This is a genomic window from Neobacillus drentensis (assembly GCF_036965425.1).
GTDB classification, from domain to species: Bacteria; Bacillota; Bacilli; order Bacillales; family Cytobacillaceae; genus Neobacillus; species Neobacillus drentensis_F.
Map to the genome: position 1 here is coordinate 1 of NZ_JBALPP010000136.1, position 11,914 is coordinate 11,914.

At 36.8% G+C, this 11,914-nt stretch carries 11 protein-coding genes and 1 tRNA gene; 3 read left to right on the forward strand and 9 right to left on the reverse strand.

Translation table 11 applies throughout. The annotated features are described in order from the left end of the window. Nucleotides 1-120: 120 nt before the first annotated feature. The 5 genes from V7161_RS26545 to V7161_RS26565 all read right to left on the reverse strand — a co-directional run bounded on the left by V7161_RS26545 (nucleotide 121) and on the right by V7161_RS26565 (nucleotide 4,722). Nucleotides 121-1,059, reverse strand: coding sequence for an MBL fold metallo-hydrolase (locus V7161_RS26545; protein WP_335715805.1), 939 nt, complete (start codon nucleotides 1,057-1,059; stop codon nucleotides 121-123). Further along, nucleotides 1,049-2,101, reverse strand: a complete 1,053-nt coding sequence (locus tag V7161_RS26550) for an NADP-dependent oxidoreductase (protein ID WP_335715806.1) — start codon at nucleotides 2,099-2,101, stop codon at nucleotides 1,049-1,051. The genes V7161_RS26545 and V7161_RS26550 overlap by 11 nt, the downstream gene beginning before the upstream one ends. Nucleotides 2,102-2,130: 29 nt before the next feature. Further along, nucleotides 2,131-3,111 (reverse strand): NADPH:quinone oxidoreductase family protein, encoded by a 981-nt coding sequence (locus V7161_RS26555; RefSeq protein ID WP_335715807.1) that lies wholly within the window; start codon nucleotides 3,109-3,111, stop codon nucleotides 2,131-2,133. A 164-nt stretch (nucleotides 3,112-3,275) separates the two neighbouring features. Then, nucleotides 3,276-4,055, reverse strand: coding sequence for a DODA-type extradiol aromatic ring-opening family dioxygenase (locus V7161_RS26560; protein WP_335715808.1), 780 nt, complete (start codon nucleotides 4,053-4,055; stop codon nucleotides 3,276-3,278). A 22-nt stretch (nucleotides 4,056-4,077) separates the two neighbouring features. Further along, entirely contained in the window at nucleotides 4,078-4,722 is a 645-nt protein-coding gene (locus V7161_RS26565) for an alpha/beta hydrolase (RefSeq protein ID WP_335715809.1), read from the reverse strand. A 148-nt stretch (nucleotides 4,723-4,870) separates the two neighbouring features. Between V7161_RS26565 and V7161_RS26570 the strand changes: the two genes are divergently transcribed. Beyond that, nucleotides 4,871-5,410: a helix-turn-helix domain-containing protein gene (locus V7161_RS26570; RefSeq protein ID WP_335715810.1), complete on the forward strand. Its 540-nt coding sequence runs from the start codon at nucleotides 4,871-4,873 to the stop codon at nucleotides 5,408-5,410. A 26-nt stretch (nucleotides 5,411-5,436) separates the two neighbouring features. On the opposite strand, the gene V7161_RS26575 is transcribed toward V7161_RS26570, so the two are convergent. From V7161_RS26575 to V7161_RS26585, 3 genes are all read right to left on the reverse strand, one after another. Further along, entirely contained in the window at nucleotides 5,437-6,228 is a 792-nt protein-coding gene (locus V7161_RS26575; protein ID WP_335715811.1) for an alpha/beta fold hydrolase, read from the reverse strand. An 83-nt stretch (nucleotides 6,229-6,311) separates the two neighbouring features. Continuing rightward, a complete protein-coding gene (locus V7161_RS26580; RefSeq protein WP_335715812.1) occupies nucleotides 6,312-6,560 on the reverse strand; it encodes a hypothetical protein in 249 nt (82 codons plus the stop codon). 126 nt (nucleotides 6,561-6,686) lie between these two features. Further along, complete coding sequence (locus tag V7161_RS26585) at nucleotides 6,687-6,962, reverse strand: DUF1292 domain-containing protein (protein WP_335715813.1); 276 nt, start codon at nucleotides 6,960-6,962, stop codon at nucleotides 6,687-6,689. Between the two features lie 143 nt (nucleotides 6,963-7,105). Between V7161_RS26585 and V7161_RS26590 the strand changes: the two genes are divergently transcribed. Beyond that, on the forward strand, nucleotides 7,106-7,402 hold the full coding sequence (locus tag V7161_RS26590; RefSeq protein ID WP_335715814.1) for a hypothetical protein: 297 nt from the start codon (nucleotides 7,106-7,108) through the stop codon (nucleotides 7,400-7,402). Between the two features lie 33 nt (nucleotides 7,403-7,435). Beyond that, nucleotides 7,436-7,519: transfer RNA gene (locus V7161_RS26595), tRNA-OTHER, on the forward strand. Between the two features lie 96 nt (nucleotides 7,520-7,615). On the opposite strand, the gene V7161_RS26600 is transcribed toward V7161_RS26595, so the two are convergent. Continuing rightward, entirely contained in the window at nucleotides 7,616-11,758 is a 4,143-nt protein-coding gene (locus tag V7161_RS26600) for a S8 family serine peptidase (RefSeq protein WP_335715815.1), read from the reverse strand. Nucleotides 11,759-11,914: the final 156 nt, after the last annotated feature.

The window sequence follows — 11,914 nt, forward strand, 5'->3', positions numbered from 1 at the left end:
GGGTAATATAGAAATGGCAGTTTTTATTGATGGAGTTTTTCAAGGTGTTAGTTCACTATAGATTTAAATAAGTAAAATCCTTCCACACTATAAAAAGTAGGGAAGGATTTTTATTTTGATTTAAATTGCTTCGAAATACCAGACACCATTACTTAAATGCTTTTTACACTGATTATTTTGATGGAGATACTCCAAATGTGCCAGTGTCTCTCCAATAGCAAATCGGGTTTCATGGGTGGTTAAATTTCTAAAGAGCCTTTGGCATACTTCATAGATGGTCGATGGTTTTTGGATAAAATCATATGTTGCATCGAGCCGCTCATGGTGATGGGCAATTAATTCCTCAATCCTCCTATTGGCATTCCGAAAAGGTTTCCCATGTGAAGGGATGACATAATCGACGTCAAGTACTTCAATTTTTTTCAAGGATTGAAAGAAAGCCTCTAACGGATTCTCTATCCCTCGGAACCAATAGGAAATATTGGGTGAAATTTTCGGTAAAATGTGATCGGTTGAGAAAAGGATGCTGTTCTCCTTGTTGTACAAGCTAATTAATCCATCAGAATGACCAGGCGTGAAAATCACTTCATATTCATATTTTCCAAAAGGGATTTTCATTCCTTCCTCCAAATAATGAGTTACCTTAGGATAAGGTTTGACCCTTGGAGAAAAGCTTCCTTCATCATCTGTTAAATCAAATGAAATATTATCTGGCAGACCGCACATGTCATAATTCTTTTTAACAAGCTCAAGTGAGCCTGGTTCCCAATACGTAAGTCCAGCATCTTCATCAACCTTCGTCATCCATACATCAGCATCGGTTAACTGTTGTAATGTACCCGCATAGCCAAAGTGATCGGGATGATAGTGGGTAATAATTAGATCTTTAATATCATGCTTTTCAATTATTGGCTTCCATATATCCTGCGATACCGCATTATTTAATCCCGCATCCATAATCGTCCATCCCTCAGAACCTTCTCCTAAGAAACAATGAACATGATTTAAACGAAAAGGCAATGGGATTGTTACTTGGGTAACCCCTATATCATTCAGCAAAAGTAGCCTCCTCCTCCACTAGGGTAGGGGCAGCGGCTTCAGCTACCTTCACCAGCTGTTTGCCAATGTTTTCTCCTCGAAAAAGTCCAAGAAAAGCATCTACGATATTTTCAAAGCCTTCAATGACATTTTCACGGTATTTGATTTTTCCTTCACCTATCCACTTTGCTAACATGGTGTAACCTTCTTTATTATGTTCCGCGAAGTCAGAAACAATGAAGCCTTTCACCATGGAACTGGTTTTAAGTAGTTGCCCAAGAATCCTTGGCCCCATTTCTGGTTTTTCCAAATTGTATTGAGAAATTTGACCACAAATGACAATACGTGACTGAAAATTAATCATCTTCATCACTTCGTCCGTCACCATACCACCGACATTGTCAAAATAAACATCAATACCATTCGGGCATGCTTTTAATAGTTCCTTATATAAGTCTGGTGATGTTTTATAGTTGATAGCTGCATCAAAGCCTAATTCTGCTGTTAGAAACTCACATTTCTCCTCAGCTCCTGCAATTCCAACTACACGGCAGCCTTTCAGTTTTGCGATTTGCCCCACGATTGTCCCTACCGCACCTGAAGCTCCAGAAACAACGACAGTTTCCCCTTCCTTTGGCTGGCCGATGTGTAATAATCCGAAATACGCGGTCAAACCAGGCATTCCGAGCACATGAAGGGCCGTAGAAATCGGTGCGGCTTCTGATTTGATTCTTCGGATGTTACTACCATTGGAAACATTGTATTCCGCCCATTCCAACCGTCCCTCAACAAAACTATTAACCTTAAATTTCAGATTCTTGGATTCAATTACTTGGCCCACAATTCCTCCAATGAAGGGTTCCCCTACCTCATATGGCTTAGCATAAGATTTTTCATCCGACATTCGGCCGCGCATGTAGGGGTCAACAGAAATATAGAGCGACTTAATTAATACTTCTCCATCCACGATTTCTGGTATGCTTGTTTCAATCATTGTAAAATTACTTTCATCAGGCATTCCAACCGGTCGGTATGCTAACAGGATTTTTTTATTTTTGATCATCGTTTTCAGCCTCCGTATTATTGAATGATTTATACTTTTACTACAACTTTCCCCCACGTTTTCCTCGTTGCCAGTAAATTTAAGGCATCCGGTACATCTTGAAAGTCAAACTCTTTATAAATGAGCGGTTTGATTTTTCCTTGTTCATATAAACTGATTAGTTCCTCATGTTCTTGATTCACTTTTTCAGGATATAGTCGATTAAAATAACCCCAGTGAACACCAACAACTGAATAATTTTTAACTAAAACATGATTGGCTGGGATGCTTGGAATCTGTCCGCCTGCAAATCCAATTACCAATATTCTTCCATCGAAAGCAATACATTTTCGAGAACGGTCAAAAACCTCGCCGCCAACCGGATCATAAATCACATCTGCGCCTTTTCCATCAGTTTCTCTTTTCACCATTTCGACAAAGTCCTCTGTTAAGTAATCAATGACCACGTCAGCTCCAAGCTGTCTGCAAATTTCTGTTTTTTCCGAACCCCCTGCAGTTGCTATTACGAATGCACCTGCTGCCTTACCTAATTGGATTGCCGCCGAACCAACGCCACCTGCTCCAGCATGTACAAGTAAGACCTCGCCTTTTTGGATATTAGCCCGATTAAATAAGGCATAGTAGGTGGTATGGTATGTAATAAACATAGAGGCAGCTTCATTCCAGCTCATTGATTCAGGAATAGGATAGACAGAAGCTTCGTCAACAGAAACATACTCCGCTAAACCTCCATGCGGCTTTTGTGGTAAGGCTAACACTCGCTGCCCCTCTTTAAACTTGCTGCCATCTTTTGCTTGTACTACTAAACCGGATACCTCTGAACCAATCGAAAATGGCAGCGGTGGTTTCTCTTGATATTTTCCTTGGCATAAAAGGATATCAAAAAAATTAAGCGCAACCGATCTAACCTGGATTAATACTTCATTTTCTCCACGTTCCGGTTTTTCCAAATTCTCCATACTTAAAACATCTGACGGCTCCCCAAGTTCTTTTACCAGCCAGCTTTTCATGATTTTTCCCCCTTCATTTTTCATTATTGAAAAGAATTGTTTACATTTATAAGAATAATAACAATATTCATAATATTTTTCAATTTATTTAGTTCATCGAAAATTTAAAAATACAACAAAAAAAGGCCAGAAAACTGACCTTTTTGCCTTGATATATATAGTCTTTACCCAAATTGCCAAACACTGTGTGCCAGATTTCCATAACGGAAGCTCCGATGTAACAAGCTTGCTTTTTTCACATCGTCAGCAGCTCCCAATGCATAAAACAATGGAATAAAATGTTCATTTCCATATGGAGGCACACTATATTCTGCATATGGTGCCAAAGAATCATACTTGAATAAGGACTCTACATCCCACGTTTGCAGGTGATGGGCCAACCAATCTTCGAACTCAAGTGCCCATTGATCAACCTGGCCATTATCAGCCCATTTTAAAGCTCTCAGATTATGAGATGTTCCTCCGCTGGCAATAATTAAAACGTCATTGGCTCTTAAAGCAGATAAGGATTTCCCAATTTTATACTGTTCCCGCGGAGTAAGTTTTGGGTTAACGGACATTGCGATGACAGGAATATCGGCATTTGGATAAAGTAAACGAAGGACGACCCATGCGCCGTGATCCAATCCTCGCGAAGTTTCTATTTCAAACGGTACATCGTTTGCATTGAACAAATTCTTTATTTCCTCTGAAATTTGCTGATTCCCTTTTGCTGGGTATTTTATTGTGTATAGGGCAGGATCGAATCCCCCGAAATCATAGATAGTGCTATATTCTTTAACCTCACTTACTTTTTGATGCTGGGACTCCCAATGTGCTGAAAATAAGACGATGGCCTTTGGACGCGGTAAGTCTTTTCCTATTTGATTTAAGAAATCTGTATATTCATTCTCCTCCACTGCAAGCAGCGGTGCACCATGAGCGATAAAGAAAGATGGCAGCATTTATAATTCCTCCCTCTTCGTTTTATTTTTCAAGAACTTCATGCAGCCATTTCATAAAATCCTGCTGATTTTGTAAAGAAACGGAGTGACCTTCCTGATAGGTTTTAAAGGTTACATTGGCGCCTAATTCTCGGAAATATTCATTATTGGCTACTCCCCATTCAAAAGGAAGAACTTGATCCATTTCCCCGTGAGAAATAAATAGGGAAAGGTTATTAACAGGTTTTATATCGTATTCTTCCTTAACAAAACCAGGAATATATCCACTAAGGGCAACGATGCCTTTGATCCGATCACCTAATGGAAGACCAAGTGTCATGGAAAGAATGGCACCTTGGCTAAAACCTAGTAAGAACAAATTACTTAGGTCTAATGGATATTCTGCGCATGCATAATCAATAAAGCTTGTGAGCTTAGTTATCCCTTCATCAAACACTTCACGGTGTGGTTTTCCATAACCCTGAATTGTAAAGAAGGCAAAACCAGGAGGCTGCGGCAGATGACCTCTTATACTGAAAATGTAAAATTGTCCTTCTAATTCCTTTACCAATGGCAGCATATTTTGTTCATTGCTGCCAATTCCATGCATGAGAAATATGGCTGGATACGTTATATTCGGATCTATTTGATTTGGTCGACGAAGTTCATATACCATAGGTGAAATCATTTATGCAACATCCCTTCGTTATTAAAAAATGTTTTCAAATATGAATCATTGTTGTTTATAAAATAACAAAGAAACGAGTGGATTGTCAATTATTTATTTGCTAATATATAAATAAGTTTTTTATTAAGAAACTTTTGAGGTGAATAAAATGGATATTGGATCAAAAATTCGAGAAATCCGAAATCGAAAGAAAATTACGATTGCCCAAATGTGCGAAGGCACAGGACTTTCCAAAGGGTTTATTAGCAATGTAGAAAACAATAATACTTCTCCGTCAATTAATACACTTCAGACAATAGCCACCTTTCTAGGGGTTCCATTACCTTATCTTTTGTTGGAGAAGAAGCAACATATGCGTGTTGTGAGAAAAAATGAACGAACCTACTCTTCCTTTAATCAATTAAAGATTGAGCATATCACTTCAAAAGGCGGCTTACGGATGATGAGTGTGGAGTTTCCACCGGGGGCTTCAATGGGGGAAGCCAATTCACACCAAGGAGAAGAATGTCATTTAGTGTTAGAAGGAAAAGTACTAGCAGAACAAGGGGAGGATTCGATTATTTTAGAAGAAGGAGATTCCTTCAGTTGGAATGCAAGCGTCCCTCATTTTGTGAAAAATATTGGAGATCATAAGGCAGTTGTCCTTATTTCCATTTATTCTGATACTGAACTGAATGACCTGTTTTAGAGGAACCATAGTGGTTCCTCTTTCCTTTAGCAACAATCATGAATTGTTGCTAAAAATAGTTTCATATCTGAAATAAGATCTTCTGGCTTTTCATACATACTCATGTGGCCAACATCCTTAAGTAATGATTGTCTAATATTAGACTTTCTTACTGAGAATGTTTTTTCAGCAGGAATAATCTGGTCCCTTTCTCCGGCGATTAATAAAACCGGTAATTCTGTAGATTCCAAAACATTATTTCGGTCTCCTCTGTCTTTCATTGCTAGCAGTGTACTTTTAGCCCCTTGTGGCGAAGTGGAATACCCAATTTCCTTCGCCGTTTCAACATATTTTTCCTTTGCATTATCCGGAGAAAAAAGTTTTGGGACTAATCCGTCAATTAAGGGTTGTATCCCTTCCATGTTCACCTTTTCAACGTTAGCCATTCTTCCTTTTTTAGCTTCTTCAGAATCTGGAAAAGCGGTGGAATGAACCAAAGAGAATCCGTTCAACCGGTCACTATACTTTTCTGCAAAAGCAAGTGTAATATAACCACCTAAGGAATGACCAAACATGGTAACTTTCTGTACATTCAATTGGTCGATAAGACCTTTTATCTTTTCGGCGAAATCTCCAATCGTGCATCCTTCATTAAATGAATCTGATTGTCCGTGGCCTGGCAGATCTGGAATAATTACTCGATAATTCTTTGAAAGTGCAGGCACAACATTTTCCCAATAACGAGAGCTTCCGCAAAAGCCATGAAGAAAAATAATTGCTTCGCCCTTCCCTTCATCTAAGTATGCTAATGTCGAATTTTCAATTTCCAATGTCTTCATCCATTTTTCACTCCAAATCTATTGATAATGTAAAAAAGCATTACCTATGAAATAGTAATGCCCGAATTTGGATTTTATTACCTTTATCCAATCTGTTCTTCATCATGTTCTGTACTAAGTAAGGATCTTTTATTTGGAATTAGTGATAAATTTGATTTTTTTAATAAATAATCTAAATGTTCAATTGGCATTGAACCATAACCTTTGCCATCACCAAGAGTAAATTGAATCGTGATACCGTTATTTGAGAGGACAGTTAACGACTCAGCAGAATTAAAATAGCTCTGAATACCCTGAGAAATTTGAAATTTTGTTCCTTCTTTAATAGACATTACGTCTCTCCTTTAATGATTTTTCTCTGATTAGTATTCCGTTAATTTTTTTATTCATACATAATTTTTCCAATTAAAATGCCAATAAAAAAAGAGAGGCAAATTCATTGCCTCCCCCCGAATTTCTTATTCTTCCTCTTCCTCATCCATCATTTCATCAAAGGCAGCGGATACCTTATCAAACTCCTCATCGCTTTCAATGGCGGAAAAATCTCCGTCTTCATCCACTTTTAAAAAGAAGATATCGATATCATCGTCTGTTTCTTGTTTTACATCTTCTGCAAAAGCAACTGCGACAAAATCGCTGCCTTCAATATTCATTACACCCAGTACTTCAACTTCCTGTTCATCGTCATTCTCGTCACTGATGGTAAATATTTCGCCTACTTCGATTTTACTCATCTCTCATCCACCTCTCCTAATAGTGTAAATCATCCTTCAAACAGTATGTCTAAATTAGGAGAAAATCATTCTCCAGCACAAAATCAACATTTTTCTTAAAAACCTTTTATAATGAATCTATAACAATAAAAGGAGAATTCTTCATGAATCGAAAAATAATAGAAGAAAAAATCATTGAGAACTTCAAGGGTGAGGAGAAAATGATGATTCTCGTTTTTGCCCAATGGTGCGTGAATCATGACCTTGACCCAGAAGAGTTATATTTAAAAGCATATCCGAATCAGTCTTCAAACCCTGCTTTAAGAGAAGCAATTGAGTTAACCGTGCCGAAGGAAGAAGCTGGAGAAGTAGATGACCAAACCTTGCTTGGAGTGCTAGCGTTGTTTGGCAACGATGATTTGGCATTTGTTGTGGCGGAAGAAATACGCAAAAGGAAATGAATAATTCTTGCCATTAGGGTCATATTACAAAAAGGACTTGTAGCTCAATGTAGAGCAACTGGCAGTCATGAACATTGACTGTTATGTGTTTTGCGGGTTCGACTCCTGCCAAGTCCTTTGTTCAAAAAAACAGATATCTATAAAGGATGTTTGCTTTTCTATTTTTAAAAACTGATAAAGGCTGCCTTTGGTGATCAAATGCAGCCTCTTTTTTTAATTAAAACTTTTTTTCAATTCTTCTAATGTTAAATCCTTAGTTTTTTCAACTGGTTTATTGGAGGTTGGGAGGTATGGATTGATGGACATGAAGTTCTTTTCGACAAAGTTAAAGTCAATAATGTCAACGACTCCATCTTTGTTAAGATCTTCTTTTAATCTATCACCTGTATTTCCTGCATTATTTGCTATAAGCTTTGCGTCATAAATATCGATTACATTATCTCCGTTGACATCTCCAGCAGCAGCCGTATCAGTATACGCAATATAGAAAATACCTTGGACCTTTCCATCAATAGTCCTGCTTAAAGTTATTTTTTTGCTATATTGGAAATGTCCTGGAATATCGACAATTAATGTATATTCATCACTCGTTGCAGGAATATCCGTTATCGTCATATACCCTCTTTCTGAAATATCAGCAGGGTACTTTTTACCTTTTTTATCAACAAGATAAGCTTTTGTTCCAATCTTTGAATAATCTAAATCATAATTATCTAAATTAACTGCTTCACCATGATAGTACCCTTCGAACCATGAGTGCTGGGAAATGAATTTAAACTTTTCAGCAAATGTTGGTAAAGAAGACTTACTACCAGAGCTTGTTTGATATGAAGATTCTTGATAATAAAATGTACTTTCTACCATGTAATTATGGTCATCGACTACTTTTAATGTGATATCCAATAAATCAATATCATCATTAATTGAAACAGGTAATTTTGTCTTTTTGTCTGAAATATCGACAGCAAATGCTGAAATATTAGACCACGTGCTTTCTGTAATTTGTGGCTTTGCGACATTAATAGTCCAATTATTTTTCTTAGCAAGATCCTCTAACTGTTTTGATGGCTTAACGTCTACAACTTTATAATAATTAGGGACATCGATTGTTACAGAAGCACTTGTTAAATCTTTCGCGTTTTGAACCGTAAATGTATTTACAAACTCTGATCCGAGACTTACACCTTTTGTATTTGGTTTAATTGTAGAATATTGATCTCCTTTATCAATAAAGGTGAATTCTGGGAAAATCGGATTTCCTGCAGTAGCGTAATCATAAGTATAAATTCTTACATTTGTTGGGTAGTTTGCATATTCTTCTGGTAAGACACCAAATTTAAATTCACCATTTGCATTTGGGAAAAATTCAGCTGTTGGCCAAAAAGAATCTTGATAAGCATATGCGGTATTTGCCTCTTGAGTGATGTCATGGCCTCTACTTTTTAAGTAGTCAATGGTATCATCATACAATTTCCCATGCACCCAATATGCTGTATAATCTTGTCCGTCATAACTTTCAGTTGTTAAATCTGAACTTGAAAGTTCTTGGATTCCTGTTTTCTTATCAAATTCAAGTGTTGGAGCGGTATTATCAATCACCATGTCATTATCGATTTTATATGTTTTACCATCTACCCCTGCACCAATATAAGAAACAATGTATTTACCTTCTTTAAGTGGTTCATATTCCTGTGCTAAAGGTTTATTCGGATCACCTGTAAAATGTTTCACTTCACCTGAAAATCCGAAAAATATTAAGTACTCCGTATCAACTGACGCATTTTCTAAATTGAATGTGCCATAAAACCCAATTGGTTTTCCATCTAGATCGCTAACCACTACATCAATCGTTTTCATATGACTATTTAACTTGAAACTGACTGGTGTAAACGGCTCGATGTATGGATGAAAGTTACTAAGGTCATTCGTTATTGCATGTTTAAAAAATTCTACTTTTTCGAATCCAGGTTTAGAATAACGAACATGGAAAGGAATTTGATATTCTGCCGTTTTCGACTCATTTTCCATATAAATATATCCCTCATATATACCAAATTCTGCATCGGCTGGAATTGATATTTCTGCATTAATATTTTTACTCTCATTTCCATTCACTTCAATCGTAGATGGTAATTGAAGCTTCACACCATTCTTTTCAGCTTCCTTAGAGACACCATCGATTGTTAAAAATTCTACTCTTGAATGATATGTTTCTAGTTCCCTACTTAAATTCTTAATAGAAATCGAGGTTGTTCTATTTTGAGTCTCATTTGATTGTGCAATACTACCAAAAGGTATAGATCCTGAAATGTCATCGATATCAATTTTTAATCCATCTTCATCTAAGGAAGTCGTCTTATTTTGTACTTCAAATAACGTTGTATTGTGAACTGCCTCATAAGCATCTACACGTCCTGCTCCAACTTCATTTACATTGTACGTACGACCTTTTAAAGGATCAGCCGTATTCATAAGCGCAGCTTTTACATCTGCAACTGTATAATCTGGATGTGATTGTAATAATAAGGCTGCAACTCCAGCAACATGTGGTGTTGCCATGGATGTTCCACTTAAACTCGCATAACCACTAGAATAATCGACACCATCTTCAGGACTATTAATATATTCTGGGACAGTGGAGAATGTAGAAACCCCAGGTGCTACTACATCTGGCTTAATATCAAAGTTATTACTAACTGGACCACGTGAGCTAAAATCAGCTAACACATCACCTGTAGTCATATTTGACTGTAAGTCTGATAATTTAAGTTTAGCTTTAGGATCTGCTTTTAATTTTTCTGAAAGTTTTACTCCGTCTGCCTGTAACATTTTAAAGGTTGGGACATAGCCGTAATTTTCACCTAAGAAATATGGAATTTCTCCATCCTCATTATTGTAAATCAATACAGCTACAGCACCTTTATCATGAGCTCGTCGGATTTTTTCATCAAATGATATCGTGCCACGAGAAATTAATGCCACTTTCCCATTAACGTCTTTGTCAGAATAGTCCTCTTCTGTACCAATTCCTACTTCAACAACATCATACTCTTTATCCATTAACTTTAGATAATCCTTACCAAGGCCATGCCCCATTAATGTATTTTGAACTGTAATATCTGCTAAACTTGTTTTAACGGTTGGAATATCAGTCGGCACATCACTAGCACCCACAGTGATTGCTAGTGGAGAGGCACCTGGTGAACCTAACGTACCAGGAGTTGGCCCTGCATTTCCTCCGGCTATAACTGGTATGACCCCTTTTAATGCTGCATTGTTGATTGCTACAGATGTAGCGTCTAAGGAATTATTATTACCATTACCTAATGATAGATTAATAACATCCATTCCATCTTCTACAGCTCTTTCTATACCAGCGATAATCGATGAATCATATCCTGATCCATATTCACCTAATACTCGATATGCATACAAGTCAACATTCGGAGCGACACCTGTCATTGCATATTCCACATCATTTTTAGGGTTAGCTGCAATTGTTCCAGCAACATGAGTTCCGTGTTCTGTATAGTATGGACTACCATCTATCGTTTCAGGTTGACCAGATGCAAGCCATTGCGCTCTAGTTGTTTCCATTGGATCAGAGTCATTATCGACAAAATCATATCCGCCTTTATAAACATCTTTTAAATCAGGGTGATTATAGTCAATCCCTGTATCAAGTACCCCAACTTTTATTCCTTGTCCTTTTAAGCCCTCATTATGTAAACGATCAACTCCTATATGAGGAAGTGCTGGTGGAATTACTTTTTCAGTTTTTGGTTCTTGGGTAGTAGTCGATTCATTTATCGGTAAACGAACGACATTGTCTTTCCAAATCCTTTTAACTACACCAGTCTCAAGCAAGGTATTAATTTCATTTGTAGGAATCGTCATAGCCATTCCATTAAATACATTCTGGTAACTTTGTTTAATTTGATATTTAATTGAATTTTCTTTTTTATTTTGGTTTAACTCCTCCTTCCTCTTAAAAATTTCAGTTAATCGTTGTTTAAAATGTTCTTGTTCCCCTTTTATCTTTTCTGCATTATTTTTAGATGTACCTTTTGATTTTGATTGCTGGGCATTTTCGACCGGAGCTGTTTTAAACTCAACAATGACATTTGCGGTTTTATCTTTAAGTGACAACAAACTTGGGTCAATTATGAATCCTTCTTGTGGGGTCAATCGTTTTATTGACTGTCGTTGTTCTTCAGTTAGTCCTTTTAAGATCGTTTCTGCAGAATTTGATATAGCATAGGTTTTTTGCTGAGGAATTAAATATGATGTAAGTAAGCTGGATGCTATTACACCTGTTACCATAACATTTAGAAATCGTTTCTTTCGAATTTTCATTAATCGACGCTCCTTCTACTAATTTATTTCAGCTGCAAATAATAAACCAATAATTTTCGAAAAATAATAAATCTAGCAGGTTTTCTTTAATAAAATAGTTACATATTCCTATGAGCATCGCTTTCCTCCCTAAAGAAAGATAGTGTAAAATAAGAG